General features: G+C 52.6%; 16 protein-coding genes. 5 read left to right on the top strand and 11 right to left on the bottom strand.

What is annotated here, in order from left to right:
* Positions 1 to 147 precede the first annotated feature (147 nt).
* Entirely contained in the window at positions 148 to 1527 is a 1380-nt protein-coding gene (locus tag IV433_RS10190) for an NAD-dependent succinate-semialdehyde dehydrogenase (RefSeq protein WP_195814112.1), read from the bottom strand.
* A gap of 360 nt (positions 1528 to 1887) precedes the next feature.
* Between IV433_RS10190 and IV433_RS10185 the strand changes: the two genes are divergently transcribed.
* Both IV433_RS10185 and ddlA read left to right on the top strand, forming a co-directional pair.
* Complete coding sequence (locus IV433_RS10185) at positions 1888 to 2217, top strand: DHCW motif cupin fold protein (RefSeq protein WP_101077302.1); 330 nt, start codon at positions 1888 to 1890, stop codon at positions 2215 to 2217.
* A gap of 52 nt (positions 2218 to 2269) precedes the next feature.
* Complete coding sequence (gene ddlA, locus IV433_RS10180) at positions 2270 to 3367, top strand: D-alanine--D-alanine ligase (RefSeq protein ID WP_195814111.1); 1098 nt, start codon at positions 2270 to 2272, stop codon at positions 3365 to 3367.
* 61 nt (positions 3368 to 3428) lie between these two features.
* Here ddlA and IV433_RS10175 read toward each other — a convergent pair whose 3' ends face one another.
* From IV433_RS10175 to IV433_RS10145, 7 genes are all read right to left on the bottom strand, one after another.
* Entirely contained in the window at positions 3429 to 3767 is a 339-nt protein-coding gene (locus IV433_RS10175) for a helix-turn-helix domain-containing protein (protein ID WP_195814110.1), read from the bottom strand.
* A complete protein-coding gene (locus tag IV433_RS10170; protein WP_195814109.1) occupies positions 3751 to 4104 on the bottom strand; it encodes a type II toxin-antitoxin system RelE/ParE family toxin in 354 nt (117 codons plus the stop codon). The genes IV433_RS10175 and IV433_RS10170 overlap by 17 nt, the downstream gene beginning before the upstream one ends.
* A gap of 181 nt (positions 4105 to 4285) precedes the next feature.
* On the bottom strand, positions 4286 to 5497 hold the full coding sequence (locus tag IV433_RS10165) for an MFS transporter (protein WP_195814108.1): 1212 nt from the start codon (positions 5495 to 5497) through the stop codon (positions 4286 to 4288).
* Between the two features lie 233 nt (positions 5498 to 5730).
* Entirely contained in the window at positions 5731 to 5988 is a 258-nt protein-coding gene (bhsA, locus tag IV433_RS10160) for a multiple stress resistance protein BhsA (protein ID WP_195814107.1), read from the bottom strand.
* A gap of 153 nt (positions 5989 to 6141) precedes the next feature.
* Positions 6142 to 6399, bottom strand: coding sequence for a multiple stress resistance protein BhsA (gene bhsA, locus IV433_RS10155; RefSeq protein ID WP_013576350.1), 258 nt, complete (start codon positions 6397 to 6399; stop codon positions 6142 to 6144).
* Between the two features lie 167 nt (positions 6400 to 6566).
* Positions 6567 to 6824 carry a multiple stress resistance protein BhsA gene (gene bhsA, locus IV433_RS10150; protein ID WP_195814106.1) on the bottom strand — a complete coding sequence of 86 codons (258 nt, stop codon included), beginning with the start codon at positions 6822 to 6824 and terminating at the stop codon, positions 6567 to 6569.
* A 417-nt stretch (positions 6825 to 7241) separates the two neighbouring features.
* Positions 7242 to 7499: a hypothetical protein gene (locus IV433_RS10145; protein WP_195814105.1), complete on the bottom strand. Its 258-nt coding sequence runs from the start codon at positions 7497 to 7499 to the stop codon at positions 7242 to 7244.
* A gap of 202 nt (positions 7500 to 7701) precedes the next feature.
* Between IV433_RS10145 and IV433_RS10140 the strand changes: the two genes are divergently transcribed.
* Complete coding sequence (locus tag IV433_RS10140; RefSeq protein WP_165059540.1) at positions 7702 to 8361, top strand: TetR/AcrR family transcriptional regulator; 660 nt, start codon at positions 7702 to 7704, stop codon at positions 8359 to 8361.
* A gap of 3 nt (positions 8362 to 8364) precedes the next feature.
* Complete coding sequence (locus tag IV433_RS10135; RefSeq protein ID WP_195814104.1) at positions 8365 to 9252, top strand: oxygenase MpaB family protein; 888 nt, start codon at positions 8365 to 8367, stop codon at positions 9250 to 9252.
* 2 nt (positions 9253 to 9254) lie between these two features.
* Here IV433_RS10135 and abgT read toward each other — a convergent pair whose 3' ends face one another.
* The 3 genes from abgT to IV433_RS10120 form a co-directional block, all read right to left on the bottom strand.
* Complete coding sequence (gene abgT, locus IV433_RS10130; protein WP_101077294.1) at positions 9255 to 10778, bottom strand: p-aminobenzoyl-glutamate transporter; 1524 nt, start codon at positions 10776 to 10778, stop codon at positions 9255 to 9257.
* Positions 10779 to 10869: 91 nt separating this feature from the next.
* Positions 10870 to 12324 (bottom strand): M20 family metallopeptidase, encoded by a 1455-nt coding sequence (locus tag IV433_RS10125; protein WP_229893318.1) that lies wholly within the window; start codon positions 12322 to 12324, stop codon positions 10870 to 10872.
* Complete coding sequence (locus IV433_RS10120; RefSeq protein WP_101077292.1) at positions 12324 to 13640, bottom strand: M20 family metallo-hydrolase; 1317 nt, start codon at positions 13638 to 13640, stop codon at positions 12324 to 12326. Before IV433_RS10120 ends, IV433_RS10125 begins: the two co-directional genes overlap by 1 nt.
* Positions 13641 to 13985: 345 nt before the next feature.
* Between IV433_RS10120 and IV433_RS10115 the strand changes: the two genes are divergently transcribed.
* Complete coding sequence (locus IV433_RS10115) at positions 13986 to 14882, top strand: LysR family transcriptional regulator (protein WP_195814103.1); 897 nt, start codon at positions 13986 to 13988, stop codon at positions 14880 to 14882.
* The last annotated feature ends 41 nt before the right edge of the window (positions 14883 to 14923 follow it).

Here is a 14923-nt window from a genome sequence, read left to right as displayed (position 1 = left end):
AGTGGGAAGACAAACGGGCCTGATTATAGAGAGGCTGGCGGGTATGCCGCTTTGTCATTAATCAAGGGATCACAAAAGACCGGCGGAGGGAGGGAATTTCCCTCTCCGGGCGGAGAGGGAAGTGTTACGGGAAAGTGCAGACGGGTATTAAGACTTCGCGGCAAGCACCACCAGTTTTTGGTTCACAAACTCTTTGATCCCCAGGTCTGAAAGCTCGCGGCCAAAACCGGAGCGTTTTACCCCTCCGAAAGGCAACTCGGCGGCGGTATCTGTCGGTGAATTGACGTACACCATCCCGGTTTCAATCTGGCTTGCCAGCTTACGGGCACGGTTGAGATCGGTCGTGAATACCGAACCGCCCAGACCGTAATGTGAGTCGTTGGCCAGTTTCACCAGTTCCTCGTCGTTTTTGACGATATAAACCTGCGCAACCGGGCCGAAAAACTCCTCGAAGTAAGCCGGATTATCACGCGTGATGTGCGTGAGGATCGTTGGCTCGAAGAAGTTGCCCGGATTTCCCGCCACTTTCTTGCCACCGAAATGCAGTTTTGCACCGTGCTTCACGGCGTCATCCACCTGTTTGCTCAGCGTTTTCACCGCGTCGGCTGAAGACAACGGCCCCAGCGTGGTGGATTTATCCAGCGGGTCGCCGATTTTCAGTGCCTTGAAGTGTTCGGTGAATTTTTTCAGGAATTCATCGGCCACTTTTTCATGAATAATAAAGCGCTTGGCGGCGGTACAAACCTGCCCGGCGTTGGAAACACGCGCCTGAGCACCGGCTTTGGCGGCGTGATCAATATCGGCATCATCCAGCACTGCGAAAACGTCATTTCCGCCCAGTTCGAGCGTGGATTTTTTCAGTTTGCCGGCTGCACGCGCCGCCACAATTGCCCCGGCTTTTTCCGAACCGGTCAGTGCGACGCCCTGAACGCGATCGTCATCAATGATCGATGCGACCTGATCCTGCGAAATAAACAGATTGGTATAGGCACCTTTTGGCGCACCGGCTTCAGAAACCAGTTTCTCAAAAGTTTCTGCGCAATGCGGCACGATGCTGGCGTGTTTTACCAGCACGCTGTTACCGGACGCGAGATTCGGCGCAAGCACGCGCATTAGCTGATAGAACGGGAAGTTCCACGGCTCGACGGCCATGATTACGCCAATCGGGTGATGCTCGACCCAGGCTTCGCCGAGGTCAGATTTATACGGCACAGGTTTGAGAAATTCCTCTGCGTTTTCCGCGTAGAATTTCGCAATATCCGCGCAAATCTGTACTTCGCCACGGCTCTGACCGATGAGTTTTCCCATCTCCACGCTGACCACTTCTGCCAGTTCATCGACCCGCGAAGCCATCAGCTCGGACAATTTATGCAGCACTTTGATCCGCTGTTTGATATCTCCCTGTGCCCAGTCGGATTTATACAGGGCATGCGCGGTAGACAACGCTTCTTCAACCTGCTTGTCATTGTGCGTCTGATATTCTTTGATGAGCTTGTTATTGAAAGGATTTATCGTCTGATATGGCATCTGTTGCTCCTTGTTTTGTGGCGCGCCGGATAAGGTCATCAGCGCGTTGGAATTGAGGTGCGTTCGATTTACTGCCCCGGGTCTGCTTCTTAACGCTTGTTTCGTCACACTGCTAATAAGCATAGTCGATAAAACGTGAACCCTGTCTCACAGACATCTCATGCAACACATGCGGTTCGGGCTTTTTAGCGGCGTGCGCACAGACCTTGCCATCCGCGGGCTGCCGCCTGTCTCTAAGAACAATCGCCTTTACTCAACTTTGCGGTGAAAGGGCTTTCGAATTGTTTTCAGCAAGCGATTGATAAATTTACCGCTCACTTTTATGCTGGCTTTCCTTCCTTTTCCGACATTGAGAAACTCATGAAGCTTGATGCGATCCCTTTTTGCACGACCGACTGGAACGACGTGACGCCCACCCAACACCCGGGCGATGTTGGGATGGCGCTGTGGCGCACACAGAAATTTGGCGATATCCGCGTGCGGGTCGTCGAATATTCCGCAGGATACGAGGCCGATCACTGGTGCAGTAAAGGGCATGTGCTGTTTTGCCTGGAAGGGGAATTGCACACGCGCCTTGAAGATGGCCGTACCTTTACCCTCTCGCCGGGCATGAGTTATCAGGTGGCGGATAATGCGGAAGCGCACCGTTCCTCAACCCCGGTCGGGGCAAAATTGTTTGTCGTTGATTAGTCGTACACAGAAAAATCGCCGCCAGCGTGAGGCTGGCGACAAGGAGCAGCAGGTGAGTAAATTACGGGTAGGCATCATTTTTGGCGGCAAATCGGCTGAGCACGAAGTGTCATTACAATCGGCAAAAAATATTGTGGATGCCATTGATAAAGAACGTTTTGACGTGACGTTGCTGGGCATCGATAAGAAAGGCGAGTGGCATATTAACGATGCCAGTAACTACCTGATTAATGCTGAAAATCCGTCACTGATTGCCCTGAACCGCTCGAATAATCAGGTCGCGCTCATTCCGGGGCAGACTGAAAATCAGCTGATTGAAACGCACAGCGCCAGCGCATTGTCGCAGGTGGACGTGATCTTCCCGATTGTTCACGGAACGCTGGGCGAAGATGGTTCATTACAGGGGCTGCTGCGCATGGCAAACATTGCGTTCGCAGGTTCCGGCGTATTGGGTTCGGCCGTCAGCATGGATAAAGATGTGACCAAGCGACTGTTGCGCGACGCGGGTTTGTCCGTTGCGCCTTTTGTCACCCTGACCCGTGCAAACCGTCAGAAATATACGTTCGCTGAAGTTTCCAAGCAGCTCGGTTTACCGTTATTTATCAAACCGGCTAATCAGGGATCGTCCGTCGGCGTCAGCAAAGTGAATGACGAAGCGGGTTTCCTGACTGCACTGGAAAAAGCGTTCAGTTTCGACCACAAAGTGTTGGTGGAGTCCGCAATTAAGGGCCGCGAAATCGAATGCGCGGTACTCGGCAACGATTATCCGCAGGCCAGCCTATGCGGCGAAGTCATCCTGCACGACGAGTTTTATTCCTACGACACCAAGTATATTAATGAAGCCGGCGCATCGATTGCCGTTCCCGCCGATTTGCCTCAGGAAACCCATGACCGCATCCGTGCCATCGCATTGCAGGCATTTCAGGTGCTGGAATGCCGGGGCATGGCGCGCGTAGATGTGTTCCTGACAGGACAGGGTGACGTCGTTATCAATGAAATCAACACGCTGCCTGGATTTACCAACATCAGCATGTACCCGAAACTGTGGGCAGCCAGCGGTTTAAATTACAGTGATCTGATCACGCGTCTGATCGAACTGGCGCTGGAGCAACACGAGCAGGATAACCAGCTCAAAAGCTCAGCGAACTGATTTGTAAGATGTGCTGTAAAAGAAAAGCAGGGAGAAATCCCTGCTTTTTGCATTGAAAAACTTATTCGACAACCAGTTTCACCTGCTTGCCGGTCAGGCTGAGCATCATCACCAGCGTGTCCAGCGTAAATTTATCCGTTTTCTTGTTTACGACGTCTGAAACCCGCGGGCGTGAGACTTGTAAAACTTTTGCAGCATCGCTCTGACGCAGATTCTGAAGGGCGATCCAGCTTGCGATTTCCGCCATTAGCTGTTCTTTAAGCGCAATCGTCTGTGCAATTTTTTGCTGTGATTCAGCATGCAAAGCCTGTGCTTCATCATCACTAAACCCAAGGTCGGCAAAAACATTCCCTCCGGCCGGGGTGATATGCCGTGAGGCAACATCAATGTAATCTTTCATTTTCTCTCCGTTGACGCTCTGTGATGATTTCCGCATATCGGGCTTTTATAATGGAAATATCTTTCGGGCTGGTTTGTTGCGTCTTTTTTTGAAAACAATGCAGAACGTAGATGGCTTCTTCAAATTTAGCGACGTAGGCCACCCTGAAGGCACCCGCCAATGCATCGAGTTTTATTTCAATCACACCCGATCCCCAGCTGTTAATCGATTTCCAATCTGTTGGAAAAAGATCTTGCTGAATTTTCTCAAGTTCAAAGCCTGCTCTTTTTCTGGCCTCGGCAGGGAATTCCCGCAAATCGCGTAATGCACTTCCGCGCCAGTCGATATTTTTAGCCACAGCCACTTTCCTTGCGTATAAAATTTTATACCTAAACGTTCCTCATACCAACGCTTTTATACGGGAAGCCATATTTAAAAAGTCAGTTCGTTGAAATGCTTGCGAGACGTGCCGAAAGAAAAGTGTTTTGACGGGATTGTGGGGGGAAAAGCAGGGAGAAATCCCTGCTTTTTGCATTTAATTACACCTGATAACGCCAGAATAAAATGGCGACGCCAGCCAGAGTGAAAAGTGAAACGGTATAAAGCGCATGCACTGCCCCCATATTTTGGGCGAGCAAACCAGCGATACTGGTCACGATAGTTGTGACAATAATTTGCCCCCGCCACGCCATTGCACTGGCGCCCGCAACGTCTTCACCGGGAAAATGTCGCAGTATGCCGTAAGTCCCCAAAGCAAAGACGATGTTCGAAGACAGGTGCGCAACGAAAATTAACAACAGCGCCCCCGCTGTCCATGCGGAAAAGTGGGGTAAAAGAAAATAGCCCGCGAGAAAGAGCATCAGGCAGAAGAGCAAGCGGCGGTTGCCTGATGCATAACTTTGCAATTTTTCGGCGCTGAGAAGCAAAGGGCCGCAAAGTTGCCCGAGACTTCGGGCAAATAAAAGCGGTAACGCCAGCCCGGTGGTTTCATCCGGCCTGATTTGCTGGGCGAGTGCAGGCAGTAATGCCATCGCAGGGGAGCCTACTGCAGCAAGAGCAGGCAGCAGTAATACACTGCGTTTTTGTAATCGTGAAAAATTTCGCCATTTCGCCGGTGATTCAGGTGTCATCGGCAGGGGGGCATTGTGATACAGCCGGTTAAATACAGCTGAAGTTCCCAGCAGTAAGCTCGCTGAAGCTGCAAAGCTTATTCCGTCCAGAGCCAGAAGGGAGATTGGCGACAAAATATCGAACAGCAAAATGCCAGCCCCCGTGCCGAGCAAAACCTGAGAAGCGAAAATCAGTGTTTCCATTGCCGTTGCAGCAGGCAGTTCTTCGTTGCCCAGCCCGCGCTTAAATAAAAGTGTCAGCGCCGGATAGCTCATTCCCGTAAACAGTGCTTCGGCTGACTGCACTGCCAGTAACGCCGGAATGTCATGTGAGAGTAAGCCGTAGAGCGGGAAAATCAGCGCCAGCAATCCGAGCATTTCAGAAAGAATCAGCACCCTGACTGGTGGAATTCTTCTGCAAAGGCGTTCGCCCCAGATACTGCCCAAAAAGCCCGGAAGCATTGCAAGAAGATAAGCCAGAGTGAGCGTTGACGGTGAAGCGTGCCAGCGCAGCAATTGACCAAAAACTACCACTTGGGTCAGGCCATTTCCCAGAGAAGATAAAATGAAAGCACAACCTAAAAGCCGCAGCCAGCGATGGCGACGCAGTGCGCGTATCAGCGCAATCAATAACGAATTCATGGACGATATTCTCATCGAAATAACAGGAATCTCCGTATTGCCCGGAGGCAACGCAGAGAAGGAACAAGCTGTCAGTGATGAGCGTTCGTTACATTGGGAATGCATACTTTTTCGGAAAGAGAAGAAAAATGTAGCACAAAGAGGAGGGGTTGCATGGTTAATTCAAAAATTCATAAATCGCAGACACGAAAAAGGCGGCAAACGCCGCCTCTTCTGCTTACTGCTGAGGACTCTTATTTGTACAGTTCAGCTGTACCGTACAGATGGTTGTCACCGGATGCACCGATGATGCGGTATGAACTTGCACCGGCTTCACTGGCTTTTGCATTCAGTTTGTTCTGCAGGCTGGATAAATCGTTACCTGAAGAGGCGCTTACCACACCGATTGCTTGCTGACCGGCTGGTGCAGACTGAACTTCAGTCGCTGCCAGAGTCGAGAATGAAGCAGTGGCCAGTGCGATGGCGGCGAGAGTCATAGTGATATTTTTCATGATAGTTTCCTCGATTTCGTTTATCTGAGCTTTGCCAGGCGTTGTCATCAACGTTCATTTAATGTGCAAAGCTGTCTTCTGTCCGATACAACATCTAGCTTATTAATCGTTAACTAAATGCTGCTTAACCCTTTGTCAAATCGTACTTCGTGCTTATTTATACAGCTCGGCAGTACCGTACAGGTGGTTTTCACCTGAAGCACCGATGATGCGGTATGAACTTGCACCGGCTTCGTTCGCTTTAGCGTTCAGCTTGTTTTGCAGGCTGGACAAATCATTGCTTGAAGAAGCACTTACCACACCGATTGCCTGTTGGCCTTCTGGTGCAGACTGAACTTCAGTCGCTGCCAGAGTTGAGAATGAAGCGGTAGCAAGGGCGATTGCAGCTAATGTCATAGTGATGTTTTTCATGATTTCTTCCTGTTTTAATCTGTTTATCAGCAGGTGATTTAGGTCAGACGTTATTTATTAACGTTCAATAATTAAATATTAGACCGGGATCACATTCTGTGCAACTTAATTATTTATTAATCGTTAACTAATTGTGCGGAACAATGTGCTAACCCATGTCTCTGTGCTTATTTGTACAGCTCAGCGGTACCGTACATGTGGTTTTCACCAGAAGCACCGATGATGCGGTATGAGGTTGCGCCGGCTTCGGTCGCTTTTGCATTCAGTTTTGACTGCAAAGTCGTCAGGTTACCGTTTGAAGAAGCGCTGATAGTCCCGATGGTTTGTGCACCTGCCGGAGCGGACTGAACTTCAGTGGCTGACAGAGCAGAGAAAGAAGCGGTAGCGAGTGTCAGAGCAGCGATTGTCATTGCGATAGTTTTCATGATTTGTATTCCTGTTCGTTAATTTTTGTCTGGGGTGACGTTTGCGGCAGCCCCGTTATTCGGTCAACGTTATTTATTACTTAACGTTCGATAAGTAAATGGTAAAGGGTGTTGAGAGTTTGTGCAAGATGTTTTTTTAATGAGCGTTAACTTATTGTGATGTGATGAACATCACATTAAAACGCATTGTTGTTTTTGTTTTGTTAAATTTATGTTTTTAAAATAATTCGCCTGTCAGATAGAGTTCGGGCTTATCCAATATTGTGCTGAATGAATCTTTAATGATCGCTAAGTTAATGGTTGGTTCCGGCGGGAGAGGGTGTTAAAACTAGGGTCGGTTTAGAAAAAAGATAAGGCAGCAAATGCCGCCTTATCGTTATTCCTGCTCTGACATTCTGTCGTCAGTGGCCGGTTTCCTTAATAGTAAATGGAAGCCGGTTTATGACCTGAAGTCATCGGTGCAGGTGGCTGAGTCGGAGAAGTGGAAATACGGCCCTGCGCGACTTTTTTGTTCGTACAGGTTGCCGGGTTACAGAAGTTACTGTCACCGGTCACATTGACCATCGCCACTTCCTGACTCTGTACTGGCATCATGATAACCTGCTGTGCGGCAACATTGGCAACCGGTACAGCGGTTAATGCCAGAACTGCAAGAAGGATTTTGAAGTTACTCATGATGTTTCGTCCTGGGTATTTTGCTTTTATAAAGCGCTTATAGCTGTGCAGCTTTGCGGGTGTGAGTGATTTTCTTATCGCTCGATAATTAAATGATAAACTCCGCTGGACTTGTGCGCAACTATTTTTAATAATGATCGTTAAGTTATTTCTAAAAACAATTTTTATAACCATTATCACAAGGGTGATGGAAGGAGGGTGTATGAGCACTGAACAGACGGCTTTGGTCCGGAAAAGTCGCGGTCGCCCAAAACAGTTCGACCGTGGAACTGCTCTGAGCAAGGCCCTGAATTTATTCTGGCGCCATGGTTACGAGGCCACTTCATTAGCTGATTTGGTCGAAGCAACCGGTGCAAAAGCGCCAACTTTGTATGCCGAATTCGGTAATAAAGAAGGGCTTTTCCGCGCAGCCGTTGAGCACTACGTTAAAAATTTCTACGAAAAAGGACGCTGTCTGCTGAGCAGACCTGATTTGTCCGTTGAGCAGGCGATTGACCAGTATTTGCGTGCCATTGCAAACCTGTTTACTGACTGCGATACGCCGAGCGGTTGCTTCATGATCAGCGCATCGTCCGGGATGTCTTCATCTTCCGCGGATATTGCCGAAATGCTGCGTGAACACCATCTGTCGCAGGAACGGACATTGTTCGAATATTTCGAGAAACAGAAACAAAGCGACAATCTGGCTGCTGTGACTGACAGTGCCCTGCTGGCGAAATACCTCGCCTGTACCATTCAGGGTTTCTCTGTCCAGGCGCGCGATGGCGCAACGGCGGCTGAGCTTAATCGTCTGATCGACGTGGTCATGAACCTGTGGCCGGAACTGACAAAAAACACCGTGCAAATCACTGCTGCGCATTAACGGATGTCTGATTTTCGTCAGTTATTCAGAAAGAGAATAGAACGCCAGGTGCTGAGTATTTCGGGCCTGGCGTTAGGCGGTATAGACTTCGAGAATCCCGCGGGCGATCCGGGGCTCTTTGGCCCTGAAAGCGTAACCTGGCGAATTCACGGAGACTTTTCTTCGATGCTTTGCGGCGGTGTCAGTGCCTTGCTGCTGCAAATGCTTCACCCGCTGGCGCTCGCCGGTGTCTGGGATCACTCCTCATTTCGCGAAGACATGCTCGGCCGCCTGCGCCGCACCAGTCAGTTTATTTCCGGAACGACATTTGCCCCCACCCGTGATGCCACCGCGCTCATCGAAAAAGTAAAATCCATTCATCTACACGTGACCGGCATTGATGCGTACGGCACGCCTTATGCTGCCAGCGACCCGGATTTACTGGTCTGGGTACACGTCGCGGAAGCGTACAGTTTTCTGCAATCTCATCTGCGTTACCGCAATCCTTCACTCAGTTCAGCCGAACAGGACCGCTATTATCAGGAATTTGCCCGCGTGGCAGAAAGCCTCGGGGCGGTGAACGTGCCTGACAGCGTTGCGGCGGTAGAAGCCTATTTGCAGGCCATGCGGCCTCAGTTGCGCTGCGATGAAAGAACGCGGGAAGTCTTGCGGTTATTGCGTAATGCGCCAGCGCCAAGTCGTCTGGCTAAACCGGTTGGCAGCCTGATGATTCAGGCCGGTATCGAGCTTTTGCCCGCCTGGGCGGCGGAACAACTGGGGATTTCCCTTTCCCCGGTTAAGCGTAAAACGATTCGTTTTGGCACCCGCCGCATCGCCGGTATTCTGCGCTGGGCGGTAAGAAACGGCTCATGGCATCGCGCGATGCGCCGGATGGGCCGCTTACCTTCCTGAACTTATAAATGCGGATAAACGCCCGGTCCGATCGGTAAACCCAGCAGGTACCAGCCGACCAGCATCAGCAGCCATACCACGAAAAACACAATCGGGTACGGCAGCACCAGCGAATAATAGGTGCCAAGTTTCGCCTCTTTGTTGTACCGCTGGAGGAATCCGAGGAACAGCGGCACAAATGGCGACATCGGTGCCAGCGGGATCACTGAGGAATCGGCAACGCGGAACACGATCTGCGCAAATGCCGGATGGAAGCCCAGCAGCATAAACATCGGTACGAAAATCGGTGCCAGAATCGACCAGATCGCCGAGCCGCTGGCGATAAACATACACAGCAACGCCGACAGAAAAATCAGCCCGAGGAACGCCGGAATACCGGTCATGCCGAGATTTTCCAGCACATCCGTCAGTCCGATCGCCATAAATTTCCCCATATTGCTCCAGTTGAAAAACGCCACAAACTGGGAGAGCGGGAACACCATCACGATAAAACCGGCCATTGACTTCATCGGATCAACCAGCAAATCCGGCACATCGCTGGCGCTGCGGATTTGCTTCGTCACCATGCCGTAAGGCACCGAAATCACGAAGAAGAACAAAATGATCAGCGGCACGATGCCCTGAATAAACGGAGACGGGATGATGCCACCGGTTTTCGGATTACGCAGCGGAGCGGCTTCCGGCACCACCAGCAGCGCGACCAGCCCGATGAACACCAGCGCCGCAATCCCGCTCGCCATCAGGCCGCGGTTCTGTTCCGGCGTCAGCTTCTTCATCTCTTCGTTACGTTCGCCGCGATAAACCGGCAGACGCGGTTCGACAAATTTGTCGGTCAGAATGGCCCCGACAATCGTCAGTAAAATCACTGACGCGGCCATGAAATACCAGTTATCGATAACGCTGACCTGAACCGCCGGATTAATTGCTTTTGCTGCCTCGGTACTCAGCCCGGAAAGCAGCACGTCCGTGGTCACAATCAGCAGATTTGCCGTAAAGCCGCAGCCCACGCCGGCAATCGCCGCCAGCAAACCGGCCACCGGATGACGCCCGACCGCCAGGAAAATCAGCGCGCCCAGCGGCGGCATCACCACCAGCGCGGCGTCGGACGAAATATGGCTGAAGAAGGCGATAAAAATCACCATATAGCTGGCGTAACGGGCGTTCACTTTCGACGCCATTTTATACATCAGGCTTTGCAGCAGCCCGACGCGCTCCGCCAGGCCTGCGCCGATCACCAGTGCCAGAATGGAGCCGAGCGGGGTGAACCCGCTGAAATTCTTAATCACGTTCGGCAAAATCCACTGGATGCCTTCCACGCTCAGCAAATTTTTAACGTGAATGACTTCGCCGTTACTCGGATTTACCGCCGTAATATTCAGCCACGAAATCACTGCGCTGGCGACCATCAGAATGGCAATCAAATAAACAAATAACAAAAACGGATTGGGAATTTTATTACCTACACGTTCAACCCACTGGAGAAAACCTCCCGGGCTCTGGCCGGAGTCTTGTGCTTCAATACTCATCTCTTAACCCTCTGTCGTGTTTGATTTTTTATATTTATGCCGCCCGTCTCTGCCGGAACGGGGCATGAGCGGGCGGTTTACTCGTCGTGATTTATTTCAGTGGCGAAGGTTTTACGCCCGCCGGAATAGGGCAGTGATACGGACGACGTTCGCGCAGGGCGTCGCGTTCTTTCTGGCACGCCGCGAGTAAATCAGGTTGCATGAACAGTTCGATGGCCGTGGAGGACATCACTTTTGCCGCCAGACACATACCTTTGTGCGCAATGGACGTGCGCCCCTGCGACACAATTTGCCAGGTGTGCAGCGGCGAACCGACCGCAAAACACGGGCTGAAGCACTGCGCGGTTGGCACCAGCCAGCTGACATCGCCGACGTCGGTTGAGCCGTAGAGAATATTGTTGTTGGGTGCATAAGGCGCAACGGCGCTGGTCAGGGGTGACGTGCGCAGCATTTCGGCGAACGCCATCCCTTCCGCGCCGCTGGTACGGGAGATATTCAGCAGATTGTTATCGATATCCTGCTCCGTCAGCGTGGCGTGAATTGACGCCGCAAACGCCTGCTCATCGGCCGTGTATTGCGGTGCGCCAAATGCCTTAACGTACTGATACATCGCGTTTTCCAGAGTACGGTTTGGCACGTAATTGGAACAGGCTTTGTCAAAACGCATCGACATCGTGGTACCGGTCATCAGCGCCGCGCCTTTGGCAATATCCACCACGCGGTCGAAAATCCCCTGCGCCTGATCCATCTGCGGCGCGCGCACCAGATACAGCACTTCCGCATCGGCCTGCACCACGTTCGGCGAAATTCCGCCCGCGTTGGTGATGGCGTAATGCAGCCGCGCTTCCTGAATAATGTGCTCGCGCAGGAAGTTGGAACCGGTGTTCATCAGCGTCACGGCGTCCAGCGCGCTGCGGCCCAGATGTGGCGCAGCAGCGGCGTGTGAGGACACGCCTTTAAAGCTGAACGACGCCTGAATATTGGCCAGCGTCTGGTTGCTGAACATGCCGCTGTACGTTTCCGGATGCCACGTCAGCGCGGCATCGACGTCATCAAACAGGCCTTCGCGGGCCATAAACGTTTTGCCGGAACCACCTTCTTCGCCCGGACAGCCGTAAAACCGCACCGTGCCCTGAATGTTTTCGCGTTCCATCCAGGCTTTTACCGCCAGAGCGCCACCGAGCGCCGCCGTCCCGAGCAAATTATGCCCGCAGCCGTGGCCGTTGCCGTTTTCGATCAGCGGTTGCGCGGTGTCGCATCCGGCTTTCTGGCTCAGCCCGGCCAGTGCGTCGAATTCGCCGAGGAGGGCGATCACCGGTTTGCCACTGCCGAAGCTGGCGATGAACGCCGTTTCCATGCCACCGACGCCGCGCTCAACCGCAAATCCGCTGGCTTCCAGCTTGTCTGCCAGCAATGCTGAAGAGAACGATTCGGCGAAACGGGTTTCCGGATGGTCCCAGATGGCGTCGCTGATTTCCGCCAGCGCCGGTTGCTGGTTATCGATAAAATCACTGATGAAATTGACAATGTTTTGCTGCGCAGCCATCAGTTTTCCCCTTTGAATTCAGCGATATTCAGCGCCAGTGCGGCCAGCGTTTTGATGCCCTGCATCATCACTTTTTCATCGAAATCAAACAGCTCGTTGTGATGCCCTGCGCTCAGGTCAGTGCCGAAAATCACGTATGAGGCTTCGCCGCCGCGCGCTTTCACACGTTCCATCATGTACGTCGCGTCTTCAGAGCCCGCCGCGCCTTCCTGACGGTCAATAATCTCTTCGAATTCACCCAGTTTTTCTGCCTGCTGATGGATGTAATTGACCCACGCCGCCGTCGGTTTACTGCTTTGCGCCGCGCCCATCAGTTTGATGTCGAATTTCACCTGATGCATTTCGGCCGCGCCGGAAATCACTTTCAGCGCCTGCTGATAAATGAATTCGTTGACCTCATTGGTAGAACCGCGCGTTTCGACTTTCATCATGGCGGAAGAGGCGACGACGTTACGGCCGGTGCCTGCCTGCAATACGCCGACGTTGACCCGTGAACTGCCGCCACTGTGGCGGGGAATGGCGTGTAAACCGAGCGTGGCCTGCGCCGCCGCCAGCAGGGCGTTGCGGCCTTCTTCCGGTTTGCCACCGGCATGCGATGCCACGCCGGTGAAGCGCACGTCGAGCTTGGTGGTGGCCATGAACGTGTCGTTGCCGCAGACAATATGATTAGCCGGAACGCCGGTGCCGATATGGACGGCGGTGAAGTAATCGACGTCATCGACCACGCCCGCCGCGACCATGGATTTCGCGCCGCGCGTGCCTTCTTCTGCAGGCTGGAAAATCAGTTTGATCGTACCGCAGAGCTTATCGCGCGCCTGCATCAGCACTTCCGCCAGGCCTAAACCGATCGTGGTGTGCCCGTCGTGGCCGCAGGCGTGCATCATGCCGTTATTGGCAGAAGCAAATCCTTCGCGGAACGGGCGGTGCGCCTCGTCGAGCACTTCATTTAAATCCAGCGCATCCATGTCGACGCGAAATCCCATCACCGGGCCGGGACGTCCGGTTTCCAGCGTGGCAACAATGCCCGTGAAACCGCCGGAAAAATGCGGCATCCAGCGGGCAATTGCGCCCTGTTCCAGTGCGCGTTGCTCATGTTCGGCCAGCACGGCGGCCGAAGGCAAACCCATGCGCGAATCCGCATCGATAACGTCTTTGCCCAGTTTCAGCGCGTACCCGAGTTTCTCCAGCCGGTCGGCCACCAGCGTGGACGTACGAAATTCCAGCCAGCCGGATTCGGCGTATTTATGCAGGTCACGACGTTGTGTTTGCAGGGCGGGGAACAGCTGTTCAACGTGTTCAGAAATCTCATTCACCATCACGGACTCTCTTTTTTTACAGACATGCAGGCTTTCTGCCAGAAGCAGAAAGGAGGAAATCTTGTTTGGGGGAGTGCGCGCCGGAGCACGAAAACTGGCACAACAAACCCAGACCGGCGGGCGCGAAGCGCAAACCGGTAACCCGTAATTTGTTGCCGTTTGGAGGAATAATCCGCAGGGAAAGGCCCGGCGGAAGGGACTGCATCGCGGCATTTTTGCCGTCGTATCGGTCAGCGTTTTATGACGAACGTCTGCCTTATGTGTTTTTCAATGTACACAAAGCGATCAGGGCATATAAGATGCCAAAATCTTCTTAGTGATAATCAGGGGTTATCAAAGAATCTCATGCCATCACAAATAAAAATGCATCAGCTGCGGGCGTTTGTGTCCGTGGCGCGGCAGGGCAGCATTCGTGCCGCCAGCCGTCTGCTCAATCTTTCCCAGCCTGCGCTGACCAAATCGATTAAAGAGCTGGAAGAAGGGCTTGGCGCGAGATTATTTGTCCGCCGCCGTCAGGGCGTGACGCTAACCGATTGTGGTGACGCGTTTTTTAAACGCGCGAGCCTGATTCTGGAAGAGCTGCGCGTGGCGCAGGAAGATATCGCTCAGCGCCTCGGCGGCACCAGCGGCAGGGTGAATATCGGTGTCGGTGCCAGCATTGCGCGCACCATCATGCCGGAAGTGATCGAGCGTTTTCACCGGGAATTCCCCAATGTGAAGGTGCGTATCGCCGAAGGCCAGCTGGTGTCGATGATCCCCGAACTGCGCCAGGGCGAGCTGGACTTCACCGTCAATACCTATTATCAGGGCCCCTTTGATAACGAACTGTTATACGAAAAGTTGATGGATAAAGAGTACCGCGTGGTCGCCAGACGCGGGCATCCGATGCAAAACGCGCGCTCAATGAAAGAATTGCTGCACTGTGACTGGACCATGCCGACGCCGCGCGGAAGTTATTACAAACTGCTCAGCGAAGTGTTTAGCGAGATGGACGCCGAGCCGAATATCAGCGTGATTTGCGAGACGTTTATGTCCTGCACCAGCCTGATTGCCAAAACCGATTTCCTCAGCGTGTTATCCGTGGATGTGATTAATGACCCGGTGATCGGCCAGAGCCTGGTGGCGCTCGATTTGGATCTGCCGCTGCCGACCGCGACGTTCTATCTCATTCAGCGACGTGATACCACGCTGACGCCGATGGCGGCACATCTGGCGCAACTGTTCCGGCTTTATTGCCGGTAACCCACCACATTCGGGTAAAAGGCGCGTGTTTTGATGATTTA

It is taken from the genome of Rahnella laticis, from assembly GCF_015644585.1.
In the GTDB taxonomy this organism is placed as follows: Bacteria; Pseudomonadota; Gammaproteobacteria; order Enterobacterales; family Enterobacteriaceae; genus Rahnella; species Rahnella laticis.
This window is presented reverse-complemented; position numbering and strand designations above follow the sequence as displayed.

Coding starts and splice junctions, on each gene's coding strand:
- IV433_RS10190 (WP_195814112.1), bottom strand. CDS start 1,527: ATGCCATATCAGACGATAAATCCTTTCAATAACAAGCTCATCAAAGAA.
- IV433_RS10185 (WP_101077302.1), top strand. CDS start 1,888: ATGAAGCTTGATGCGATCCCTTTTTGCACGACCGACTGGAACGACGTG.
- IV433_RS10175 (WP_195814110.1), bottom strand. CDS start 3,767: ATGAAAGATTACATTGATGTTGCCTCACGGCATATCACCCCGGCCGGA.
- IV433_RS10165 (WP_195814108.1), bottom strand. CDS start 5,497: ATGAATTCGTTATTGATTGCGCTGATACGCGCACTGCGTCGCCATCGC.
- bhsA (WP_195814107.1), bottom strand. CDS start 5,988: ATGAAAAATATCACTATGACTCTCGCCGCCATCGCACTGGCCACTGCT.
- bhsA (WP_013576350.1), bottom strand. CDS start 6,399: ATGAAAAACATCACTATGACATTAGCTGCAATCGCCCTTGCTACCGCT.
- bhsA (WP_195814106.1), bottom strand. CDS start 6,824: ATGAAAACTATCGCAATGACAATCGCTGCTCTGACACTCGCTACCGCT.
- IV433_RS10145 (WP_195814105.1), bottom strand. CDS start 7,499: ATGAGTAACTTCAAAATCCTTCTTGCAGTTCTGGCATTAACCGCTGTA.
- IV433_RS10140 (WP_165059540.1), top strand. CDS start 7,702: ATGAGCACTGAACAGACGGCTTTGGTCCGGAAAAGTCGCGGTCGCCCA.
- IV433_RS10135 (WP_195814104.1), top strand. CDS start 8,365: ATGTCTGATTTTCGTCAGTTATTCAGAAAGAGAATAGAACGCCAGGTG.
- abgT (WP_101077294.1), bottom strand. CDS start 10,778: ATGAGTATTGAAGCACAAGACTCCGGCCAGAGCCCGGGAGGTTTTCTC.
- IV433_RS10125 (WP_229893318.1), bottom strand. CDS start 12,324: ATGGCTGCGCAGCAAAACATTGTCAATTTCATCAGTGATTTTATCGAT.
- IV433_RS10120 (WP_101077292.1), bottom strand. CDS start 13,640: ATGGTGAATGAGATTTCTGAACACGTTGAACAGCTGTTCCCCGCCCTG.
- IV433_RS10115 (WP_195814103.1), top strand. CDS start 13,986: ATGCCATCACAAATAAAAATGCATCAGCTGCGGGCGTTTGTGTCCGTG.